A 23,661-nucleotide genomic window follows, 5' to 3' on the forward strand; every position below is an offset into this window, starting at 1 on the left:
TCTGACGCAAAATGCAACAGAATCTTTTATTCAGTACCTTCTTTTTATTTGCATGAAATAGAAGAAATCTAGATCAGGTAAAATGCCGAATAACATTATGATAAGATCAATCTTTCCTTCTAAAGCATCTTCCACCATCTGTTTAAATCCTTCACGACGGGCAGTGCTTGTAGCTGAGATACCTTCATCGCTATACATTCCTACAAAGACCCAATCATCTCTGCTTTGGATGTAGTTCGAATAATAATCCATCTGAGCCTCATAACTGGTTTGTTGCTCTTCAAGTTCTGTTGATACTCTAGCATATCCCGCCACTCTTCGTTTCCTTGCGTTACCAATCGGCTGAGCAGTAACTCTGCTTATGGTAGCCGGAATTGTGGTTACTCTCTTTGCCATTCTAGTTTCCTCCCATCTTTGAAATTAAATTTTGCTTTGTCGTCAAAAAGGATGACTTCTTCCACCTCTTGGATGAACCTCACTTCGTAATTTGCCTTATCTCCTAGCAAGGCTACCGTAGCCATTCTTAGCTCATCCTCATTTAATGATTTCAGGTCACAATAAGCCATTTTATGCTTTCTCTGGCCGTCACAAGTCCACCTCTCGTAATATTCCCGGATAGTTGTTTTGCTGTGAGCAATCGGATTTCTAATACATTTGGATCCGCATTTGCCACATCTAATCTTTCCTGTAAAGCATGTTCTTCCCCTCGGCATTGAGGAATAATCCCTTTCCCATTTCTTAATCTTTCCATTCTTAAAGTAGAATTCTATCCTACCATCGAAAACTAGGATCCTATCAATTTCCTTTTGAAATCGTTCTTCATCCAACTCCTTATTTCCTAATATATGTGCTGAAGCTGTCCGAAGCAAATCCTCATCGACCGGATGTAAATCACAGAATTTGATTCCCTTGGTTTCCCGAGCATTGCATGTCCATCTCTTATAAGAACTTCTTTCTGTTGTTTTACTGTGAGTAATGTTCCGGCGGCTACATTTGTATCTGCATTTGCCACATTGGACTTTACCAGTAAAGCAAGTAATCTGCTTGTTTTTATTTGGTGCTGTTTTGCCACGCTCCACACGAGCTCTCTCCACTTCCTCGAATAGTTCTTTACTGATAATTGGTTCGTGTGCTTCCTCCACACGATACTTCGGTAGTTCTCCATAATTCAGAGTTTTCTTTCGTATCTTGGGTGAGTAGCTTTTCTGCAACACTAGGTTTCCAATGTAAATCTCATTTTGTAGTAGATCTTTGATGGATGCCCTCGTTAGTGGATTTCCGTTTATACCCACAACCCCTTTTTTGTTAAGTAGCTTTGGTAACTGAAGTGTTGAAGTGCCAGCAAGGTATTGCTCAAAAATAAACCTAACTGCTTCAGCTTCATCGGGAACAATTATGTATTGGTCACCGTCCCATTCATAACCAAAGGCTCTGCTCGCTGAATGAGGTTCTCCTTTTTCAAACCCCTTTTTGATGGCCCATTTTATGTTCTCAGACATACTTCTGCTTTCTTCTTGTGCAAAGGATGCCAGAATGGTCAGCAATAATTCGCCATCCCCACTCATAGAGCTGATGTTTTCTCTTTCAAATCGCACCTCTACTCCAATGTCTCTCAGATGACGAACTGTTTCCAAGAGGTCTACCGTATTTCTTGCAAATCTGCTTATTGACTTTGTAAGCACTATGTCGATTTTTCCTGCGTCGCAGTCTGCAACAAGACGCTTGAAATCGTCACGTTTTTCTGTATTGGTACCAGTAATTCCTTCATCAGCGTAAACACCAACATAAGTCCATTCCGGATTTTTTTGTATTAAAGTGCTATAGTAACTAATCTGTGCTGAAAAGGAATGTAAAAGCACTTCTGTATCTTTGGATACTCTGGCATAAGCAGCCACCTTTTTCTTTGGTTTTAGCTTCGGTATAGCTGCTCCTATTTTGCTGATTTTTCGCATAGCATCGACTCCTTTCCAACACTATATATCACTCTAAAGGCCTACTAATTCAAGTGAATGTCAGAGAATAATGTGCCGAAAATTGGGCGATATTTCTTTAGCATAATTGTATCAAATTCATGATAATCCTCCTCGGATATCATACCGTTTTCTAGCATTGATCTAGCAACACTCATTGTGGTCTGATAGAGCTTTTCATTTCTAAATTGATCTTCACTCATCCCGGCCACCTCCAAATCGGTCAGCCACATAGCATTCATGGCTACAATACTTCCTACGGGAATTGCCATAGACTTTGAATTGCGTTTTACAGTGAGGACAAGTAAATTCATACACAGCTTTTCGCTTTACCTTATCAAGATTGTTGTTCCACCACTCCATTCTGCACTTGTCTGAGCAGAACTTTTTCTCTTTCCTTCCTTGGTTCTGTTCTATAGAAACACCACAGCACTTGCAAAAATGCTTACCTTCAGCTACTTGCTCTTGCACTTTTGGTATATCCACTGTTGTCTTGCCTGTTAACTGGTTTCTTCTGCAAAATGACTTTATTGTGTTTACTGAGATACCAAGTGTTTGAGCAATCCTAATATATCCATACCCATCAGCACGTAATTTTGCTATTTGTAATTTCTGTTCTTTCGTCATTGAAATAGCACCTCCAATCGTTGAGGAATTATCCCTCTAACTTCCTAAGGACAGAAATTATTGATTTGGACGGAAATTTTCACAAAAGAAATAGCCGCCAAGTGAAATAAATCACCCAGCGGCTTTAACAGTAGACTATTCTATTTTAATGCTTGCATCGTCAAATCCAGCAGCCTTGACCTTGGAAAGTATTGTTTCAGCGTTGGCTTTCTTTTCTTGCTTCTCTTCTTCTATATGAATATCTGAAGTCTCACTTTTACTGTGCTTCTAGCAGAGAAACGGTCTCCACGTGGCGAAACACTAATTTATTGAATTTATTGTAATAGGAATTACAATATAATCCTTCTACTCAATTTACCAATTTCAGATGGCAGTTTCTTTATAATATTATCAATAAATACATTATCAACATTTAATGCTTCCATTATTTTTTCAGCATAAATGAAAGTAGTATCATTACCTAATAATTTTTCATAGTAATTTGTACTGATAGAATCAGCCAAATGCATTATTTTAACTTCATCTACATATTTTTCTGCAAGCAATGGCGAATGATGAAAACCAACCACTTCTACTATTTCATCGGGTAAGCCCCATTCTTTACATATCCACATACCAACCTCTGCGTGCGTTAATCCATTTAGAACTATTTTTTCTGCTACAATTTGATGTATTCCTTTTAGTTGTAACTCATAAATTTTATCTAAATAATCTGGCAAACAAATATCCAATACCGTTATTCCAATATCATGAATTAATCCATAGGTAAACATTTTATCTTTATTACATAATTTAGTTTCATCTGTGATCAAATAGGCAGCAAGTGATGTTCCAATACAATGTTTCCAATATTTGTTATTTTTGAAGAGCTTTGATCTTCCCTTATTATCTGGTAATAACAATCTTGTAACATAAGATATTGCTATGATTTTTGCATTTTTAGCTCCCAAATAGTTTATAGCATCTTTAACCGTCTTTATTTCACGATTTAATTTAGAATTATAATTCAGTACCTGTATCAGAACAACTTCTAATTGAGGAAAACGTGAGAAATTCTCAACACATTGGTCTATATTATATTCAACAGGTTCTAAAAGCATTTTTAATATTTCACCGAAGTCTTTCGGTATTTGTGGCAAATGCCCCGAAGCTTTGATTAGACTAATAATTTTATGTTCATCCATATTTAACCCCCACAGCAAAATTTTAAATTTACGAGATACCATTATTACTGCTATTATTTTAACACATAATGATACGCTATTGTACAAAAAAAATCTACTATATGTTGAATAATCCGTCGATAATTAGTAAGGCTTTACAATTGTCTCCCTAAAGAGCATAAAAATAACCCGAAGTGTTTTAATTAACTCCTCGGGTGTTAATGTAATCAAATATATTTTATATAAGCGTCAACAAATCCTGCCTTCTTAGCTTTGACTAGCAAGACTTCAGCATTAGATTTAGAAGTAAAAGCACCGACCTGAACCCGGTAGTATTTCTTTTCTTCCTTCTCCTCTTCTGCCATAAGCCCATCTTTTACTGCATTTCTAAAAGAGTCCATGGTCTCACCATGTCTTGGAAACCAGTGCATCACATCTGCATGGTTACTGGCTATACCAAGTTTATATCCTTCACTGTGACAGATGATATTATTTTCATTCAGACCATATAGCTTACAAAGATACACGCAAAGCTCTACTGCCTCCTTAAACACCTTACGAAAGTATGATCTATCGGTTAAGTTATCCTCACAAATCTCAAAGCTGATATGTGTGTCATTACCAGACCCTTTCCACCCACTACTACAATGCCACCCACGATGGTTCCACGGTAATGTTTGGTAGGTGGCTATCGATCCATCTGCTAATTTACCAATGAAGGCATGAACACATACTTGCTTTCCTCCTGGTTTATCTTGATTCCAATGGTTATTGTATCGATCCTTACCAAGCAGTCCGTCATCTGGAGCAATGTATCTCATAAGCCATGGATTACTTGCACCAGTTGAATGTACCATAATCCCTTTTGGATTAATGGTTTTACCTACTTTATAACAAGCATTCTTTGTTAAAATCAGTTTGTGTAGGTTCACTTTTTATCCTCCCCTTAGTCATGTAATTGCGCTAGGATATCTTTTAATTTCTGTGGTATCGGAAGACCTAAGTGTCCAGCATTTTCTAACATAGAGATGCCCTCATTGGAGCAATAGAAGAAAATAACTGCTGTCCTTATTGTACTACCCTCTCCGATTAGATTAATATCAATGATATGGCCAATACCGACCATAATAAAAATGAGCACCTTCTTAAAGATGCCTTTGAACCCAATCTCACTGGATAATTTCTTATCAACAATCGCACACATAACTCCTGTGATATAATCTGCCACCATCAGCACAACCAATGCGTATAAAAACCCATCAAAGCCACCTAGGAACCAACCACAAAAGCCACCAATTGCTGTGAATATAACTTGCACCCAATTCCAAATATCCTTCATCATCAAAACCTCCTCTCCAAAATTATAAAAATAGCGACCCGTAAAGTGGGACGCAAAATGCTACTATAGAATTATTATTAAATCTTGTAACTGTTGCATGACATCCGCTCTTGGACGTCCAGACCCCATTGGTAGCCATGCTATTGTTGGAATATCAAAGGTAGTAGAAGCATCAAAGTCATTGATCATAGCAATCACAGGTTCAAGTGCTGTTCGAATCTCCACGATATGAACTTGCCACCGATTGATTGCTGTCCTTCCAGCCATAATCCCCTCACCCCAAGTAATAGGTGTCATGTGATGGAACTGACGAATCGTATTCGTTGCAACTCTAAGAGCTTGGATATGGGATGCTTTCACGTGTGTTACATTTGGCATGATTGTTTCAAATGGCGATGGAAGAACAGAAAATGTGAGCGTTGCCTCTGGACTTGATGACATCAAATCACTATCTAGGCTTCGAAATGTAACATTGTGGCTCCCCACTGCTAAAGCATCTGTTTGGAAAATAGTGTTCACTCGATTTCCAAGATAACCATTGGTAGAAAATTTTTCTGGATGATCCACCGTATTATACCACGCTCCATTATCTATCTTTACTTCTACTATCTGCGTTTGGCCATCCGGTTCTATCCCTGTAGTAATTAAAAAGTTCGGTGTGGTATGATAAGTAGAACTTCCCGGCATCGGACAAACAACGGTAGGTGCCTCTGGTCTACTATTCTTTCGTATCGTATTACTGACCACATAGGAAGAAATTGCATCCAAGGTATCTGTTACACCAATACGATACCTGGAAGCCGTCCCGGGGCTATTTGCAGCTTCTAATGTATAACTCCCGCCAGTATCACTAGAATTAATGGTTGCAACGGTTTCAAACGATGACCATAGCGGGTTTTCCATATAGGAGGTACTACGCTGGATTATATAGTTTTTAATCGGACTGGTTCCAGCGATTGTTCCGCTCCAAGCTAGGGTAACGATTGGTGTCTCATATAAAGTAGGGGAAACGGCAAGACTTGTGGGTGGTGTTGCTAATATATTCTTTCTTACGGTATTGGAAGAAACCTTCCAAGGTGAGTAATATAACTCTCCTGCAGCTCCAAGCGTTCGAATTCGAAACCTTCGATAATCACCACGTGTGTTAGCTGGATTGGTGCTTATCGATCCACTTGATGTTAAATAGGAAAAGGTAGCTAGGTTCATCCACTCTCCCCAGTTACTATTATCCGTGGAATCGCTGTACTGAATCTCAAAACCTATAAGAGTATTACCAGCTCCTCCAGCCGCCCCACTCCATGAAAGCACCACCGTGTTTTCTGCTACTGTTGTATTTAATGCAAATACGGACGGTTCAACACAGGCTGTGTTATTGCAATAAATAACGTTACTTAACTTCATCGTAGAAGTAGCATTTAAGGTATCCATGGTGACAATAGCAAACTGTGTATAAACTCCTGAAATATGAGAAACCATTGGCTGGTAACTACCACTACTAGCATTCAAGTTTAATGTAGTAAGTTCTTCCCAAGTACTCCAAGTGCTGTTATCGGTAGAAGTCCGGCTTAATATTCGATATCCTTTAATAGAACTGCTACCTCCTGTTGCTCCAGACCATATAAGTGTTATGATTTCATTGCTATAGACTTCCGGAGTGGCTACTGCTGCACTAGGAGCGGATGGTAGGGTATTCTTTCGTACCGAGTTAGTAGAAACCTTCCAAGTAGAATAATAGGAGCTACCAGCAGCTCCCCGTGTCCGAACACGAAACCTACGGAAATTTCCTCTTGTTGTTGGGGGAGCAACCGATAAACTCCCACTGGTCGCTGATGAGGTTATCGTGGTTAATGCTGTCCAACTACTCCAAGTGCTATTGTTTGTCGATTCACTATATTGTATTTCATAGGATGTGATAGCATTATTCGTACCCGCCTTTGCTCCACTCCAGGATAGCGTTACATTGCCTTCTGCAATGGTTTGGTTTACCAAACAAGAAGTTGGTGCTCCAGCGCCTGTTGTTCGGCTTTCCCAAGTAACGTTAAGAACAACCTTGGTAAGATCGTTTCTTCCTGTAAAGGATATATAGTTTACCGTACTAGAACCACCATCCATAAAGAGGCAATTACTCGCACCACTTCCAATGGAATCAATTAAAGCCGTTGCAATGTGAAACTCTTTATCTCCCAGTCCCGCTGATACCATATAGTTGTATCCAGAGGTCACTTTACTAGGACGTGGAGCCACGACATTCGTTGATGAGTTTACAGAAGGGATACCCGACTGATTTCCTGCATACAATGTCATTGTTCGGTCACTGCCCCAAGAACCACCCGCTAAACGTGTAAGCTCAAGAGTAGCACTTGTTGGATAGTAGTCTTTGTATTGGTTTCTTATTGTATTTAGATTAAAAATCATAACTCCTACACACTGACCATAGGATTCATACACCCCTTGACGAATGTTATCTGTGGTGGAAGGAATATAGCTTCCATCACGCCAAGTACAGGCATTCGTAGCTTGATAAGTTGCCATACATCTTCACCTCACTCATACACGGCGGTTACCAAGGAATTTACTGTCCCGCAAAGAGCAGAATTTAACCTTGTATCTGTTATGTTTCCTACTACGATGGATGTAGCCGCCTGTGGAACCAAGATCTCAGCAAGGCAAAGTTCGTACACATCACTATTTCTGGTTAGTGTTGGAGCAGTTGGTGTAGCAGCTGCTGTTCCAGTTAGTACTGCTACTATGATACTACGCTCAAGCAAACTCCACCGGACAACAATTCGGTCAATTCTTGGAAACGACCCGTTTGCAGTTGTTAACGTCTTATTAAGGGCATCTGTATTTTCATATCGATATCCGTTAATCCAAGCACTTCCCGTTGCTATACTAACTGTCATCCCCGAAACAGGTGCTACCATTAAGTTTGAAGTATCTGTATAAAAAATCCCGTTAGAGACCAGGCTTCCAAAATAGGTAGCAAAGTCAGTCGCATCATACACGCGGTCTCCTCCCGAGGAATTAAAAAATCCACTCTTCTCCATTTCAAATCCACTCCTTTATCAATGTTGGTTACACTGGGTCCACTAAAAAGCAAACACTAAACGGAAGCCATTCATTTCCTGTAATGCTTGGTGGGTAGGTATCCGTACCATAACGAGCTGCGGTACATTGTCCATTTGCATTTATTACAAACAGCCATTTATTTGTACTCGAACCCTGACATAAGGTTCGAAAATCATAGGGTGGTCGAAAGCCTTCTGGTAATGTAAACATGGTAGTCGCAGAAGCGGAATTGATGGTTGCCCCAGCAGGTGGGGAACATGCACCAAATAAGTTAACCGTAAGACCAACTCTTCGATATCGAGGACGCTGTGCGGTACCACTCGTGTAAACACTAAAACCATTTTGAAAATCCCCATCCTGAACAAATTGCCATCCAGTATCGCCACCATAAACAATACCAGTTGCTGCAGTACCATTTACGCACACGGGTCCTCCATCTAAATTCAGATATAACGGTGATGGTGAGCCATTGTTCCTGGTCATTATCTCGTTACCATCAAAAACCATATTGACTCCACTTGATGCACCAATCTGTAATGGATTATTCTCTGACGTAAGGCTAATATCACGGTTGGGTAATATAATCGCATTCAATTCTCCCGTCTCACTAAATGGAGAGGTGCGAACGATTCCATTATCAACAGCAGAAACCGTAAATGTCTCACTGTTATATAAAAAGGTGCTTGATACGGTTGGAAGATTAACCAAAGGTAGCAATGCTCCATCCCTTGGATCTACGATTAAATCACCGGATTCCGTAAGAGAATATAAGCCATTGATATACACCGTTCCATAATCAGAAAGCCAAACATAAATATCCCATATGGCTCGTGTTGGACTAGTAGACTTCACAATCTTTAGATCCGTTGGTAAAAATGGACTTTTATCCTTTACATAAGCCTGAACAAAGGACTGAATGGAAAAGGTAGAAAAGGATGATGTTGAATAAACATATCCTTCGATGGTTCCTATTTTGGGAGTGGTGCCAGTACCAAAGTAATCAAACTTAAATGAGATACGATTAAAGGCTCCGTTGATTACTACCCTTGCCACATGACAGTATTTTGGCTGCGTAGGATCATTACCTCCTGCTGTTGATGTATTTGCCGCAAGTTTAGCCGAACTTATCATGACTCCACCAGCAAATCGTTGTAGGTTATTCCAATTATTTGATTTTTCCATCAGCTCCTGAATTCCAGTTGAAGCACCAAGTGTTGTTTGAACATGACTAAAATCCGCTTTTATTTTTTGTGCGATGGTCAACTCGGCTTTGCCAAAAGTAACACGAATACTCTGTCCATCCGCATCATAGCTTTCTTCTATTTCTACGATTCGTGCCATCATGGATACACCCCATTTTTTTGAGATGACTTGAACTACTTGACCAAGGTCATAATCCTCTTTATAGACTAAATTGCTGTGGTTATTAATGGTCACATCAAAGTAATTTGACATAGCTAGTTCAGCCAATCTCGTCTGCCCTCGAAACAGTAAGGCTTCCTCATAATCTACTGGAAAATCTTCCATGCGAAGATCCTTAGCGTCCACAAAGGCTTCTCTACGGTTTTCACCTTCCTCATTTGTAATATAGACAAAGTAGCGCCCATCCTCACCCTCTCCTTCTCCACCAATCTTAACTGTATTGACATAGTTGGCTGTATTTTTGGTGAAGGTCTGGTCTAAAAGATTCTCATACTCCTTTGAAAATACCGCTTGAGATGGTGCTCCAATATATAGTGTTACAGTGAGATTCCCTGTCTTTGGTTGAAACACGGTCTTAATACCGACAGAAGCCGCATCACATAGCTCCTGTATTTTATCTAGCAGATTGCTATAGGATATTTGTTGTTTCACAGGGATGTTTAGAAACGGTGAGGAAAAGTTTATATTACTGATTTGGCGGTCTGGATCAAGCGGTGATATCACATGATTGTTAATCAGCTGACCAATACAGATGGAAAAATCAGCATCTAATTTTTCTGTACTCCATATGATTCTCCTGCCAAGTAAAACAGTAGCAAACCTTCCACTAACCGTAATCATCTCCTTATCGATCTGAGATAACTGTAAATATTCAATTAATCCAGCTTCTTCATCGTTATTCTTCCAGATGTAATTCCCTACTTGGAGTAATGTTGTATTCTCAGGAGAAGCGATCGCTTTTAATTCGAAAGCACCACACTGAGAATACCTCCTAGTCCACCTTAGATATTCAAAGGACTCAACGATGCCAATTAAAGCACGGTTTTGATTAAAGACATATAGTTCCATACGCTATACCCCCAGAAATTGTGGACGGTAATAGATATAAACATCCAACAGTTCTAAATTGACCTCTGCATCATAACGAAGGTTGTTTTTTCCCGGTGTGAGTTGAAAGAAATTTGAATCCGTATCTAATAGATAAAAGGCATTACTCTCTACATTATTAATCTTGCTTATTACCCTTTTCCCTGCAAAATGTGTATAGATACGAAACTCATCTCCCTGGCTCATTGAGGTGAGAATTCGAATGAATTCACCTGTATCCATGTGCAAAAGCTCTGGATTTGTCACAGGACCCGTAGCTTTAAAGATAATTTCACATCCACATGGTACATCACCCACATTTTTAACCGTAATAATCTGACTAGGCTGTCTTAAGCCAAACTCAATACCTTCCTCTGGTATCTCTAAAGGAAATTCAAGTAATGCATTCCAGTTAGCAAGCTCCTCTCGAACTTCATTTAAGGTTTCAAAAAATGGAGAGGGACAAAGTAAACTTAAAAAGAATTTAGGTATCCGTTCTCTTAAAGACACGCGCAAAGTAACATCCTCTAAAACACAGGGAATCTGTTTCTCTTTCAATGTTAGCAATCCCGACTTTTTCGGACTAAAGAACCTTAGGAAATTCTGACGCAGTTCATAGGCTTCCTCTGCTGTTGCCGCCAAAATAGTCCCCTCAATGGTGATGTTTCTCATATCAAGTGTGGAAGAAACATAAAAAGCGCCATCTTGTTCCGGTGCTTTAAAGGTTGTAACGGTATTACGAATGCTCCCAGTACCATCTAATTTCTCTAAAAAATATGGCTTCCTATGTCTTAGGGTTAGGCTTTCTCCATCCGAATTAATATAGGTTAGTTCCATAGTCCCTCCTTAATACTCCATTGCTAGTTTTTGAGATAAGTTCTTAAACTCTCTCGCTAGTTCTTTTTCAGATAATGCTTTCGGTGTTACTACCGATATGGTTTGATTAATCGTAGTGCCTCCTGATTCCGTAAGTCCATAGCTTGAACGCCTACCTTGTATACCGGTGATTGCCAAATCGGTATCTAGGTCAAATTCCGTAGGGATGGCATTTTGCATATCACGAGCAATCGATGTCATGGCATCCTCAAATCCGACACCGATACCCTCACCCATGTTAAAGCCTAGTCCTGCAAATAGTTTCGAAGGAGAGCTAATACCAAAGAAATTTTTAATTCGGTCTGTTAAGGAACGAAAGAACCCCGATACCTTATCCCAAAGCCAGCCAGACACATCAGAGATACCCTTCCATAAGCCTTGTATTAACTCCTTACCAAGATCACTCATCTGTCCAAGGTTTTCTAAAAATGCACCAATGATGGAAGAAATAATGATAGGTACTGCTTTTACCAATTCTATAATAATCGTTGGTAAGGCCTCTATTAGGGCTAGGAACAAATCCACTCCGGCTTGTATAATGAGAGGTAAGTTATCAATCATGGTATTGATAAGAGAATCAATAATCTTTGGAATGGCTGTTACTATTTCCTTTATAATCTGTGGCAATGCTTTAATTAGAGATACCAAAAGGTCAATACCCGCTTGTATCAAAAGTGGTATGGACTGAATAATTGCCTTAATAATGGCATTGATAATCTGTGGTAATACTTTCACAATACTTGAGATAATTTCAGGCAAAGCCGTAACCAAAGATACCAAGAGCTCGATTCCGGCATCAATGATTTGTGGAATCGCCTCAATCAAAAAGTTTACAATTGCTTCTATGATGGCTGGTAGTTCATCAATCAGCTGTGGTATTGCATCTAGGATACCCTGCGCCAAACCTAGGATTAACTGTAATGCTGCATCTAATATCAAAGGTAAGCTATCAATTAGTCCCTTAACTAGTTCAATCACTGTCTGCACCGCAGCCGGTATTACCTGTGGTAATGCTTCCGCTATTCCTTGTACCAATGTAGCAATCATCTGTGCTGCAGCAGTAATTAAGGAAGGTAAGGTTTCTAAAATGCCATGAACCAGTGTCATTAAGAGAAGGACTGCCGCTTCTGTGATTTGAGGCAACGCCTCCGTGATTCCCTGTACCAATGCAAGAACTACTGTGGATGCAATGTCTACTATCATTGGAAGCTGTTCTGAAATAAAAGCAATCGCTTCTTGCAATATACCACTGAAAGCATCAATTAGCCCTTCTACTCCATCCTTTTCAAATGCCCTTGATAACTCATCAACCCAATCATTTACCATAGGAAGTACGGTTCCAGAGAGCATACCAGTTAGGCCTTCCGCTAACTGACCTTTTAGCGATGCCACCCCATCTTCCAAAGTGGCCATCTGCCCAGAAAAGGTTTTTGACTGCGTTTCCATTGCACCATAAAAACGGCCACCTTCTGAGGTCGCAGAAGCAAATGCATCAGCTACCATATCTGCACTGATGGCTCCCTTAGACATTTCGTCCTTTAACTCACCAATGGATTTACCTGTTTTACGAGAAATTTCCTCCAAAGGGTTAAATCCTGCATTGATCATCTGCATCAAGTCCTGGCCAGTAAGTTTTCCTGTACTGGACATTTGAGCAAATGCTAGGGTCAAAGATTCAAAGTTCTGCGCATTACCCTGAGAAATATCACCTAGTTCTTTCATGTGTTTTTGAGCTTCTTCTGCTGTCATTCCAAAGCTCATCAGTGTCTGTGCGGCACTTGCTAAATCCTGCATACCAAAAGGTGTTGCTGCCGCTTCCTTCTTCAAATCATTTACCAGCTTATGCGCTTTTGCCTCATCACCAAGCATTGTTGTAAAGGATGCTGTATAGCTTTCCATTTGAGCATTGTATTCAACACCATCTTTCATAGCACCAACAAACGCTTTTCCAATTCCCGCAATGGCGCTACCTAATGCAGTAATACCACCGATGATTGCTTCTGACAAAAGATTTGCTTTAAGCATATCACCAAATACCGATGTCTTTTTACCCGCATCGTCCATCTCACCGCTTAGATCATCCACATGATCTGCTAGTTGTTGTGCAGCACTAGCGGCATCTTCCATGTTCTGAGTACTATCATCTGTGCTGTCTGCATGGCTGCTTAAGGCTTTATTGTTATCCGCTAATTCACGCTCCATACCATTTAGCTCGGCTTGTGCTTTATTAAGCTGGATTTGCCAATTCTGGGTGCGGCGATCGCTTTCACCAAAGGAGGAGGCGGCATTATCAAGAGCAGCTCTTAAGGTTGCTATTTTATCCTTTTGTGCATCGATTTCCTTATTTAAGACGGTATTACGAGCCGTGAGTGCCTGTATCGATTTATCATTTTTATCAAACTGACTGGTAATAAGCGTCATTTCGCTACCTAGGACTTTGAATGCTCGATTGATATCCGTAAGCGCTTTCTTAAATTCACGCTCGCCTTCGATTCCGATTTTCAATCCGAAATTGTCTGCCATGCCTTCACCTCCTCCTATATGCCTAGTGGAATAATGTCATCAATCGTTCGTGTTTTCTTTGGTTTTTCAATACCATGCCACTGCTTATGGCAAGCCCATAAATCAAAGAACAAACCAATGGGCATAAGCCAAAATTCCTCTGCACTCATACCCATTTGAACGGTTCCATAGTAAAGAAGCCGGGTAAAGACTTCAGCGTCCGTTACCCGACTTCCACGTTTTTTGATGTAGCACCTCTTGCGATGCTTTCTTCCTCACTTTCTACATTGCGTTTTGTTCCTTTAAACATTGCCTCCGTAATTGCATTCTTATATGCTGCTAAATGAAGTGGTGTGGTAAGAAGTTCCACCTCTTCTTCTGAAAGCAACTCCAGTGGCTTTTCCTTATTTTTTAAGTTGTGAATTAGAATAGACTGATTTGCAAGTAAGGTAATAAGCCATACAATTTCATCCAGCGCCATCTCAAAATTTTCAGTTTTTAAAAGCTTTTCTCCAAGGTTTTCTAGTCCACCATAACGATTGGCAATCGCTTTTGTAGCTCTTGTTGTGAGAATGAGTTCATAATCTTTCCCATCAATGGTAATAAGCGCATTTCTCTCCTGGTCCATGATTACCCCTCCTCTGGTTCTGGTGTAAATACCGGCTCATAAACCTCGGTAAACCAACCTGTAATAGTAGCTGCCGATACACCCGCATCTCCCTCTGTAACTTCAGCTTTCCAAGGGTGCTTTCCTTGCCCATCCAGCTTATTTCTTCGCATAACCGTTCCTTCAATGGTAGGTGTCGAAAAGGTAATGGAATCCGCCTTTGTCTGGAGATTTGTAGCGGGTAGGGCAAACTTTACACGATAGAGCCAGAAATAACGGTAGGTTCCGTTTGCTTTCTGTGCACGAAATCCCACTGCGACAGGTGTACCAACATTCTCACTAGCAGAGATTAATACTCCGTTATCATCGGTAGATGCACCCGTTAAATCCGCTGCAACGGTTGGTCCGATGTCATCCACACCAAGAGTGAGTGTACCGCTGTTAAAATCTTTCACAATCTCAGCAGCACCATCATCCGCATACAAAATCGCTTCTACCAACTCCACGGATAATTCAGCAGTGATGGCTTTTGCTAGTACGGAAGGGACAGCGTAGGTCTCCTCACCATTCGTGTCCTCCGTTATTTTTGAATAATACAGTCTATCAAGACCGATTGTTGCCATAGGTTATTCCTCCATTTCTAATTCATATTGATATGGTTTTGCCACATCAATGGCATAATGATGATAGCCAGTCTCATCTTCATGGCCAATATACCGGCGATCTGTTATCGTAAAATCCGCACCCAAAAGAGTGCGGATAATCGTGTTTTTTATATCTGTATAACTACCTTTCACAAATAAGGAAAGACGAGCTTCCAAAACTTCATAGCCTGGTGTGTTATCTGCATGAACCTCAAACAAATCAATCAAAGGTGTAAGTACAAGATAGGAATCCGGAGGAACACCAGAAAACACACCTGTTTCTATAGGAATACCGCACAATTCTCCTATTTGCTTAAGCTCACTTAACATACTCATATATTTTCCACCTCCTGTTCAAATTTCTGTTTCATTGCTTCTATACAGGGTTTCCTAGAGGCGGATCTTGCTGGCTTTAAAAAAGGTTTTGGTGGCTGACCAGATTTACCATACTCAATGACATTTGCTATCATAGCATTGCTTTCTCCATTTCTTCGTGGTTCTTGAAAGCCTACCTTCACATTAAAATTACCATCCCGGTCTTGTTTGGCAGGGGAGACCCCCAAAGAGGAAACAAGCTCACCAGTGGATCGGCTTACTTCTTTGGTGCCACTTCCTATAACCGCTTGGAGATTTGATTTTACCTTTGATGCTACAATTTCTCCTCCTACTTCAAGTACCCTTGGAATAATCTCATCTGTCTTATTACCAAGATTAGATAGCTTTTGTAGAAAATCCTCTGGCATTTTTATGTCCACTTTAGCCAATACTCGCCACCACCTTCTTCGCTAAGACTTCGATATACATACCTCTTCCTTTTACATCCTCTACACTTGTAATCTCATATCTTTCATCCCCACAGCTTATTACCATTTTGGTAGAGACTTCAACGTTAGGTATTTTGCGAAATTGAAAAAGAGCGGTCGCTTCAGAAAACGCTGCCCTATTTGCCCATCTCTCATTCCCATGCTGTTCTTCCTTATACGCTTGTATAGATGCGATAATCGTATCACTAACCGTACCAAAGCCCTCACTATCTTTTATTGTTTCCACTGATATAAGATGAATTAGAGTATTCATTTTGCCAAAGCTCATCCCTACACCTTCCAATCTCTATCAAGCCGAAGTAACAAATTTACGGTATTCCAAACCTGCGCTCCAGCCTGTACATTATCTGAAAAAAAGCCACCCGTGCTGCCATCTCTACTTTCATAGAAGTGAGATGACAGCATTATAATGGCTTGCTCGGTAGTCGGTGGCATTGTATTCTCGTTATAGTACCCTTCACTTAAGTGCTGATAACTCTCAGCATATGCGATGGCAGTGGTGATGTATATCTGAAGAAGCTCGTCATCGCGGTCATGCTGAAGGATGAGATTTGCTTTCACCTTTTCAAATAGTGTCATCTCCACCACCATCCTTTTAAGGTGTATCTTCCGTCATAATTCCTGCGGTTCTTAGCTTACTAAGCAGAGCATTAAAATCCGTTACTAAGTCTTCTAAAGTCTCTGCACTACTATCTGCTTGATGCTCCGCCACTGGAATTTCAGGTTCCGTAGGATACGTTGGAACATATAACTTATTATCCTCTCCGATTTTTACGGATACGGTATCGGATTCTGATTTTGCTTCTGCCATAACCCCACCTAAAGTAGAATCGCTTGCTGCCAAAAGAGGGGAGGCAGAGAGGCCAGTAACTGTGGCCCCCTCCTTGATTTCTAGAATACCTCCGATAACGGTCTTTTCACCGCCCTGCTCGGTGTAGTTCTTTGTGTTATAACTCATAGATAGCACCTCCTATTAAGCCTTCTGTTGCAACACTTTAATCGCTTCCGGAAGAATCAACTTTCCATCCACACGCTGGCTTGCAAGAAAACCAACTTGACCCGTGGTTGCAAAGAGCTCATTTAAACGCTTAAAGGAACGACCTTGTCGGTCAGCAATCCAATAGTATCCAAAATCACCAAATGCAATTGTCTTAGCTCCTGCTTCCATGATCGGTGCATAGGCAGAAGTATAAACGGGACGATTTAACAGGGTGTCAGGGGTACCCGCTGTTAACGATGGCTGCCATAAATATTGTCCCTGACCATCCTTTAGCTTACGGATTGCTTTAACAGTTGCATCATTCATTAAGAACACCGCATTTTTGCGATATGGTGCTTTTAGTGAATACACCAGGTCAATGATTTCATCGGCTGTAATTGCGGTTGCTCCAGCAGCAGTAATTCCAACCTGTGCACCGCCTGTATTGTTAAAAATACCTGTCGGTTTTCCATCCGCATCTCCAATCAAAAATGCCTCTTCTTCCTTTGCACCAATCCTACGGGCAAACTCTGTAGAGATATAGCTCTCTAGATTAAATACGCTGTCGTTGAGAAGCTCATCCGAAACTTTAATCATAGTACCAAGCTTATAGGCACCAATTGATGTCTGCCCGAATACAGAATCGCTTTCATCAAACTCTTCTCCTTCATCAAGCCATGCCGCAGTTCCTTTCGTCACAACTACAGGGATCTTACGGTCACCACTTGAAGTCTGGATAATCTTTGCAAGTTTACGAAATACATTCTCTTCCTCAAGCGTTTGAACCAAGGTACGTTCAAATTCGTCCGGTACTAAATATCCTCCTTCCGAATCCGTACCAATAGAAAGTGCATTTAGCACATCATGACGAGGATTTTTACTACGCATTACATTCCAGAATGCCTTTTTGTACTCATCACTAGCTTTTCCCGTCTTTGTATCCATCCCTGGAAGTGCTGGTTTTCCTGTAAGAGGCAGATTCACAGGTTTATTTAACTCTGCTTCTAGAGCCTCTTGGCGTTCTAGTCTTGCGATTTCCTTGCCAAGGTTTACAATATCTTCTTCCATTTTGTCATAGGTGGCGGCATCCTCTGCGTATACGAGTCCATCATTTCCACGTTTTGAATCCAGAAATGCCTTTGCTGCTTCCCATGCTTTTGCGCGCTTTTCACGCAGTTCAAGAATTTTACTCATAATCGTTTCCTCCCTAATATTTCAATAAATTAAGCCGCTCGTAAAGCGGCTCGACTGACTGTGTTGCAATTGGTTTCTTAAGTTTGTTCATAAGTGAATTGGTCACTGCTCTTCTGCTAAATACAAAGCTGTCTTGTAACGGACTCGCCTCTGCTTTGAATAAAATATCATCTGCAAATCCAAGCTCGATGGCCTTATGAGCATTAAGCCAAGTTTCTGCATCCATCAAATGGGACAGTTTTGTTCTGGATAGTCCAGTTTTGATTTCGTAAGCATTGATGATGCTTTCCTTCACTTCATCGAGCATTGACATGGCCTTTTGCATCTCCTCACTGTCTCCAATGGCTATGGTAAAAGGATTATGAATCATCATGAGTGAAGTTGGTGCCATGAATACTTCTGTTCCTGCCATCGCAATAACGGATGCTGCCGATGCTGCAATGCCATCAATCTTTACTGTTACATTTCCTTTGTAATCCATCAGCATGTTGTAAATCTGTGATGCTGCGATGCAATCCCCACCAGGCGAATTGATCCAAATAATAATGTCACCCTCATCACTCATTAGCTCTGCTCGAAAAGCGGCGGGAGTAACTTCATCTTCAAACCAACTCTCCTCTGCGATTGCACCGTTTAGGTAGAGGGTTCGTGTATCTGCATCACGTACCCAATTCCAAAACTTCTTCATTCGCTTTTCCCTCCATTCCATTCTTTTTTGCAAATACTCCCGCATCCGCAAGTTTGGTCATATTGCCATTGATTAGATATAAATCACCACCTAGTTCAGTAGGGATACGGTCAAGATTTTCAAGTTCTCTGATATCATTTGCACTCATCCATCCATTTTGTCTAGCGGTTGCATAACCATTCATTCTCGATACATAATCACCACGAAGCAATCCATCCACATTGAACTTGGAAAAATAGAGTTTCTTTTCTTCCGAATTTAATAGAGCTCGACTAATCGCCTGTTCCCACCTTATTACCCATGGATCAAGAGTGTATTTTACAAACTCCAAGGATTGTTGCTCAATATTAGAAAAGCTCGATTTTTCCAAGTCACCAACCATATGTGGAGGTACACGAAAAATTCGAGCGATTTCATTAATTTGAAATTTTCTTGTTTCTAAAAACTGTGCCTGCTCTGGTGAAATACCAATCGGTTGGTACTTCATACCCTCCTCAAGTACAGCAACACGATGGGAATTGCGACTACCTTGATAAGCTGCATTCCAGCTATCCCTTACTTTTTGAGGGTCTTTTATTGTTCCCGGATGTTCAAGAACTCCGCCGGGTGCAGCGCCATTTGCAAAGAATTTGGCTCCATATTCTTCACAGGCAATCGCCATTCCAATGGCATTTTTGGCCATAGCAATCGGAGAATATCCTACTAGCCCATCAAATCCTAGTCCTGGAATATGGAACACATCACTTGCTCTTAGTGTGACTGTCATACCATTCATCGTAGGTGCTTCATCGGAATATCTAGTATAGGTATAATAAAGAAAACCATTGGAATCACGGTCAACACTCATACGGTTAGGCATAAGCGGATACAGAGCAATAATCTCACCTTTTCCATTTCGTATAATCTGTGAGTAAGCATTTCCCCATAATAAAAGATGAGTCATCATCGTCTCGCGGAAAACGAATGAGCTCATCTCAGGGTTTGGTTCATCATGAAGCAAAAAATACAGCGAGTGAGATAGTGCTTTCTCCTTACCGCCGCTATCCGTGTATTTATATAGGTGCAACGGAAGTCCTGCCACTGCCTCTGCTAGTATTCTTACACAAGAATAGACCGCAGTCATTTGCATGGCTGTATGTTCATTAACAGGTTTTCCACTTGTTGTACCTCCAAAAAGGAAGCTATAGTTACTTCCATAGGTTCGATCTTGTGGCTTGTCACGAGCCTTAAATATACTTGTCAATAATCCCATCTGCATCACTCTCCTTAAAAATAGGTATGAAAAAAAGCACCTGCTGATTGCCAGATGCTCCAAAAACAATTATTTATATAGTTGTTGAGTCACATACAAGATAATAAATTACTCTAAAACATAACGCTCATATGCTATTCTTTTACCTGTCTCAGTTTTAAAATTTTGCTGAATGCATTTCTTTATTTCTTGCTGTTCTTTTTTAATATCCATAACCGATAAGTTTTCTAATAAATCTGCTTCCCATTGTATCTGAAAATCTATTCCATCAATTTTAAATGGCGTATGATGGTTACCAATTATAAAACAAATCCTATCAATATGCTTGTTGTAACCAAGTTTTTCTAATATCTCCCGAGCTACTGCGGGTCCTTCTTTTTCTTGATAATGCCCTTCTATAGAGCCGTACTTGTTTTGTGCTTCTACTGCACCGATATCATGCAATATAGCAACTATAGAAATTAATTCTTTTTCTTCATCATCGATATTTTCGCCTTTCATTATGTCTTCTGCATTTTTTAATACTTTAAGTGTATGCTCTATTCCGAAAGGGATAACTTTAAAAACCTCTTTCATTTCTTCAATAATTCTTTCTTTATACATAGGTTACCTCCATGAATTAGCTGTACTTTGTTCTACGTTTAGTAGTGCTTATAGATAATAAGCAAATTATACCACAGAGCCCATGGATATTAAAGAATTAATAAACCTCTTCCATCATAAACTGAATTACTTGTTCCACCACCTCGAATTGCTCGGTCAAGTGCCATAATGGTTGCTACTGCACCATCTATTTTCTCCGTTGATTTCTCCTTGTCCGGCTTAATATTTCCTGCTGGGTCGGTTCGAATAAAAATGTTATCCATCATCCAACGAAGTACCGGATGCCCACCATGTGCCAGTTTTTCCTCCAAGGTAAGCTTCATTAACTCTTTTGTAGGAGGACTCATATCTTTAAAGCCTTGACCAAAAGGAACCACCGTGAAACCAAGATTCCCAAGGTTCTGTGTCATTTGAACTGCTCCCCAACGGTCAAAGGCAATCTCTCTAATGTTATACTGTAATCCTAATTCTTCAATGAAGTTTTCAATGAATCCGTAGTGAACCACGTTCCCTTCGGTGGTGTGTAAGAACCCTTGCTTCTCCCAGATATCATAGGGAACATGGTCCCTTCTCACCCTTAGGTCAAGATTATCTTCCGGTATCCAAAAGTAAGGTAAAATAATATACTTGTCATCATCATACTCTGGTGGAAAGACAAGAACAAACGCTGTTATATCCGTAGTAGATGATAAGTCCAATCCACCATAGCATTGTCTACCTACAAGGCTTTTAGGGTCTGTTACAAATGAGCATTTATCCCACTTTTCCATAGGCATCCATCGTACAGATTGTTTCACCCATTGGTTTAGTCGTAGTTGCCTAAACAAGTTTTCTTCTGCAGGGTTTTGCTTTGCACTCTCACAAGCGATTTGTATTTTTTCAATATCAACAGTAATGCCCATCGAGGGGTTGGCTTTCGCCCATACCTTGGGATCTGTCCAATCATCATCTTCATCTGCACCATAAATGACTGGGTAAAAAGTAGGGTCAACCTTTCGCCCTTCTAGGATGTCCTTAGCCTTCTGGTGTACCTCATAGCATATTGAATGCGTGTCATTTCCTGCAGTCGTAATCAGAAAGTACAGTGGTTGCTTTCTTGCATCCCCAGAACCGTGAGTCATAACATCAAAAAGTTGGCGATTTGGCTGTGCATGTAGCTCATCAAATACAACTCCATGTACATTTAAACCATGCTTTGTATATGCTTCAGCAGAAAGAACCTGGTAGAAGCTACCAAGCGGTTTATATACTAGCCTCTTCTGAGAAAGAACTGGCTTTATTCTGGCTTTTAGGGCTGGACATTGCTCTACCATCTCAACCGCCACATCAAAAACTATAGAGGCTTGCTGACGGTCAGAAGCACAGCCATACACCTCTCCTCCATGCTCAAAATCACCACATGTAAGGAGTAGTGCTACTGCCGCTGCAAGTTCAGACTTACCTTGCTTTTTAGCAATTTCAATATAAGCGGTATTGAATTGACGGTAACCATTCGGCTTCATAATACCAAAGACATCTCTAATGATTTGTTCCTGCCAATCAATTAATTCAAAAGCCTGACCATACCATTCACCCTTCGTATGCTTTAAGCAATTAATAAAGGACACCGCTTTATTGGCAGTATCCTTGTTATATACTGAACCATCTGCCTTGAAGATGGTTGGCTTGTATGTTTTGAGTTTTCGTATTGCCACCACCTCCCTCAATATTGAAAAAGGAACCCTTGTGCAGAGTTCCTTCCCATTCATGTCATTTGTTATTCTCTGACTTCACCAGTAAGAATAAAGCGAATATAGTCATCCCTACGTTCAGATAGGTAATCAATCAATTCATAGTACCCATCACGTTCTGCAATATCGATAACAACAGGAATGTCAAACATATTGGTTTCACCTGTATCCCTTATAGCTAGAATTTGCTTTTTTATTGTCTTTTCCATCATGACTCCTCCTCGTCGGTGCAGATTATCATTCCCATTTTCAATTCTGTATAAATCTTGGTGTATCGTTCCCGTTCACTGCCTTCGCTCAGCATCATAGCTTTAAGGAAGAACTCTTCTGCCTCGGTTCTTGTCTTCCAAGTGTCCTTTCTGCCATAACAGATAGTTGTTACGGCAGGAATAATTGTCACAATATCCTCACCTATTATTACATTCAGTCTTGATCCATTCTCCCATTTCATAATTAAGTTTCCAATATCATCAACCGCATGAACAATCCCTTTTGTTCCGATTGGAGGTGCTTGTGGATCATCCATCTGCACTAGCTCTACCATAATACCGATAGGATACTGTTTTCGAATTCTTTCAACTTCTTCTCTACTTGGAAATCTCATTCTTGACACCTCCTTTGAAAGCGGATGAACCCGAAAGGTTCTGTAGTAGAATTTTGCGTTCTTTTTTGTATTCGTCACCAATAAAGCCTAAGCGAAGCAGGAAACAGCGGAATGCATATTTCTCATTGTCTACCGCCTTCCCTTTTGCACTGATGCGTTTTTGGGTTCTTGCCATTTCACAAATGCTGTAAATGAAGTGTGTGTAGGCTGCAACCATATCACTATCATTAGGCATGAATGAGAACCAAGGGAAAGAAACCTTCTCATCATCCTTGTGAATCGGAATGCTATCTATTCCAAGTGCCTTTTTGATAAGGTTTCCTTTTGCCTCGATGATGTGCTGTAGGTTTTCCATGGTGCCTTCATCAAAGTAGGTTGCAGGCATTGCCACTGTAAGCCCCACAGTTTCGCTTTGTGGCGCTTCTTCTGTAGTATTGGTAGCATTGTTTGATTCTTCGGTTATTTCCGCCACAAAGCCTTTTTCACCAAGTTTCTCAAGCAATATTTCAATCTCATTACTATCTGCCCTATCATCAAAAATAAGTGTACCTTCCTTGTCTACTGTGAAATAATCAATTTCATATGCGTAGGTTGGCATTCCTTTGTATTTTGATTTTAATCCTGTGATATCACAAATAGCCGTGACTAATGATTTTCTTTCTTTACCTATGGCGTTGTATTTAACTTCCATCATGTAATCC

General features: G+C 40.4%; 26 protein-coding genes and 1 pseudogene. All 27 read right to left on the reverse strand.

Features of this window, described 5'->3' with window-relative positions:
- Window positions 1-96: 96 nt before the first annotated feature.
- A pseudogene (locus HNQ56_RS23285) lies at window positions 97-396 on the reverse strand (recombinase family protein); the annotation flags it as partial.
- The gene (locus HNQ56_RS23290) at window positions 381-1,952 is read right to left on the reverse strand and encodes a recombinase family protein (RefSeq protein WP_429150852.1); all 1,572 of its coding nucleotides are present in this window, start codon (window positions 1,950-1,952) and stop codon (window positions 381-383) included. The pseudogene HNQ56_RS23285 and the gene HNQ56_RS23290, both read right to left, overlap by 16 nt.
- Window positions 1,953-1,996: 44 nt before the next feature.
- A complete protein-coding gene (locus HNQ56_RS23295; protein WP_429150854.1) occupies window positions 1,997-2,173 on the reverse strand; it encodes an SHOCT domain-containing protein in 177 nt (58 codons plus the stop codon).
- Window positions 2,166-2,597 (reverse strand): helix-turn-helix domain-containing protein, encoded by a 432-nt coding sequence (locus tag HNQ56_RS23300; protein ID WP_429150855.1) that lies wholly within the window; start codon window positions 2,595-2,597, stop codon window positions 2,166-2,168. The genes HNQ56_RS23295 and HNQ56_RS23300 overlap by 8 nt, the downstream gene beginning before the upstream one ends.
- Window positions 2,598-2,926: 329 nt before the next feature.
- A complete protein-coding gene (locus HNQ56_RS23305) occupies window positions 2,927-3,781 on the reverse strand; it encodes an HDOD domain-containing protein (RefSeq protein WP_429150857.1) in 855 nt (284 codons plus the stop codon).
- Window positions 3,782-3,987: 206 nt separating this feature from the next.
- Window positions 3,988-4,692, reverse strand: a complete 705-nt coding sequence (locus HNQ56_RS23310; protein WP_429150859.1) for an N-acetylmuramoyl-L-alanine amidase — start codon at window positions 4,690-4,692, stop codon at window positions 3,988-3,990.
- Between the two features lie 14 nt (window positions 4,693-4,706).
- On the reverse strand, window positions 4,707-5,099 hold the full coding sequence (locus tag HNQ56_RS23315) for a phage holin family protein (RefSeq protein WP_429150926.1): 393 nt from the start codon (window positions 5,097-5,099) through the stop codon (window positions 4,707-4,709).
- 63 nt (window positions 5,100-5,162) lie between these two features.
- Window positions 5,163-7,631 carry a hypothetical protein gene (locus HNQ56_RS23320; RefSeq protein ID WP_429150861.1) on the reverse strand — a complete coding sequence of 823 codons (2,469 nt, stop codon included), beginning with the start codon at window positions 7,629-7,631 and terminating at the stop codon, window positions 5,163-5,165.
- Window positions 7,632-7,642: 11 nt separating this feature from the next.
- Window positions 7,643-8,146: a hypothetical protein gene (locus HNQ56_RS23325; RefSeq protein WP_429150862.1), complete on the reverse strand. Its 504-nt coding sequence runs from the start codon at window positions 8,144-8,146 to the stop codon at window positions 7,643-7,645.
- A 28-nt stretch (window positions 8,147-8,174) separates the two neighbouring features.
- On the reverse strand, window positions 8,175-10,439 hold the full coding sequence (locus tag HNQ56_RS23330; protein ID WP_429150864.1) for a siphovirus ReqiPepy6 Gp37-like family protein: 2,265 nt from the start codon (window positions 10,437-10,439) through the stop codon (window positions 8,175-8,177).
- A gap of 3 nt (window positions 10,440-10,442) precedes the next feature.
- Window positions 10,443-11,294, reverse strand: a complete 852-nt coding sequence (locus tag HNQ56_RS23335; protein WP_429150866.1) for a phage tail family protein — start codon at window positions 11,292-11,294, stop codon at window positions 10,443-10,445.
- A 9-nt stretch (window positions 11,295-11,303) separates the two neighbouring features.
- Window positions 11,304-13,856 (reverse strand): phage tail protein, encoded by a 2,553-nt coding sequence (locus tag HNQ56_RS23340; protein ID WP_429150868.1) that lies wholly within the window; start codon window positions 13,854-13,856, stop codon window positions 11,304-11,306.
- Between the two features lie 202 nt (window positions 13,857-14,058).
- Window positions 14,059-14,463: a hypothetical protein gene (locus tag HNQ56_RS23345; protein WP_429150869.1), complete on the reverse strand. Its 405-nt coding sequence runs from the start codon at window positions 14,461-14,463 to the stop codon at window positions 14,059-14,061.
- 2 nt (window positions 14,464-14,465) lie between these two features.
- Window positions 14,466-15,065: a major tail protein gene (locus HNQ56_RS23350; RefSeq protein ID WP_429150871.1), complete on the reverse strand. Its 600-nt coding sequence runs from the start codon at window positions 15,063-15,065 to the stop codon at window positions 14,466-14,468.
- Between the two features lie 3 nt (window positions 15,066-15,068).
- Complete coding sequence (locus HNQ56_RS23355; protein WP_429150873.1) at window positions 15,069-15,422, reverse strand: hypothetical protein; 354 nt, start codon at window positions 15,420-15,422, stop codon at window positions 15,069-15,071.
- Window positions 15,419-15,841 (reverse strand): HK97-gp10 family putative phage morphogenesis protein, encoded by a 423-nt coding sequence (locus HNQ56_RS23360; protein ID WP_429150928.1) that lies wholly within the window; start codon window positions 15,839-15,841, stop codon window positions 15,419-15,421. The genes HNQ56_RS23355 and HNQ56_RS23360 overlap by 4 nt, the downstream gene beginning before the upstream one ends.
- Before the next feature lies 1 nt (window position 15,842).
- The gene (locus HNQ56_RS23365; protein ID WP_429150874.1) at window positions 15,843-16,178 is read right to left on the reverse strand and encodes a phage head closure protein; all 336 of its coding nucleotides are present in this window, start codon (window positions 16,176-16,178) and stop codon (window positions 15,843-15,845) included.
- A gap of 2 nt (window positions 16,179-16,180) precedes the next feature.
- A complete protein-coding gene (locus HNQ56_RS23370) occupies window positions 16,181-16,501 on the reverse strand; it encodes a head-tail connector protein (protein ID WP_429150875.1) in 321 nt (106 codons plus the stop codon).
- A 4-nt stretch (window positions 16,502-16,505) separates the two neighbouring features.
- Window positions 16,506-16,868, reverse strand: a complete 363-nt coding sequence (locus HNQ56_RS23375; RefSeq protein ID WP_429150877.1) for a hypothetical protein — start codon at window positions 16,866-16,868, stop codon at window positions 16,506-16,508.
- A 15-nt stretch (window positions 16,869-16,883) separates the two neighbouring features.
- Window positions 16,884-18,083: a phage major capsid protein gene (locus tag HNQ56_RS23380; protein ID WP_429150879.1), complete on the reverse strand. Its 1,200-nt coding sequence runs from the start codon at window positions 18,081-18,083 to the stop codon at window positions 16,884-16,886.
- A 13-nt stretch (window positions 18,084-18,096) separates the two neighbouring features.
- On the reverse strand, window positions 18,097-18,771 hold the full coding sequence (locus HNQ56_RS23385; protein WP_429150881.1) for a head maturation protease, ClpP-related: 675 nt from the start codon (window positions 18,769-18,771) through the stop codon (window positions 18,097-18,099).
- On the reverse strand, window positions 18,743-20,023 hold the full coding sequence (locus tag HNQ56_RS23390) for a phage portal protein (RefSeq protein ID WP_429150883.1): 1,281 nt from the start codon (window positions 20,021-20,023) through the stop codon (window positions 18,743-18,745). The genes HNQ56_RS23385 and HNQ56_RS23390 overlap by 29 nt, the downstream gene beginning before the upstream one ends.
- A 108-nt stretch (window positions 20,024-20,131) precedes the next feature.
- Window positions 20,132-20,626, reverse strand: coding sequence for an HD domain-containing protein (locus HNQ56_RS23395; protein WP_429150885.1), 495 nt, complete (start codon window positions 20,624-20,626; stop codon window positions 20,132-20,134).
- 89 nt (window positions 20,627-20,715) lie between these two features.
- Window positions 20,716-22,320 (reverse strand): terminase large subunit, encoded by a 1,605-nt coding sequence (locus HNQ56_RS23400; RefSeq protein WP_429150887.1) that lies wholly within the window; start codon window positions 22,318-22,320, stop codon window positions 20,716-20,718.
- 62 nt (window positions 22,321-22,382) lie between these two features.
- The gene (locus HNQ56_RS23405; protein ID WP_429150889.1) at window positions 22,383-22,565 is read right to left on the reverse strand and encodes a DUF5049 domain-containing protein; all 183 of its coding nucleotides are present in this window, start codon (window positions 22,563-22,565) and stop codon (window positions 22,383-22,385) included.
- The gene (locus HNQ56_RS23410; protein ID WP_429150891.1) at window positions 22,565-22,960 is read right to left on the reverse strand and encodes a DUF4314 domain-containing protein; all 396 of its coding nucleotides are present in this window, start codon (window positions 22,958-22,960) and stop codon (window positions 22,565-22,567) included. The genes HNQ56_RS23405 and HNQ56_RS23410 overlap by 1 nt, the downstream gene beginning before the upstream one ends.
- Window positions 22,944-23,654, reverse strand: a complete 711-nt coding sequence (locus HNQ56_RS23415; RefSeq protein WP_429150893.1) for a virulence protein — start codon at window positions 23,652-23,654, stop codon at window positions 22,944-22,946. Before HNQ56_RS23415 ends, HNQ56_RS23410 begins: the two co-directional genes overlap by 17 nt.
- Between the last annotated feature and the right edge of the window lie 7 nt (window positions 23,655-23,661).

This window comes from Anaerotaenia torta (assembly GCF_050433395.1).
Classification (GTDB): domain Bacteria; phylum Bacillota; class Clostridia; order Lachnospirales; family Lachnospiraceae; genus Mobilitalea; species Mobilitalea torta.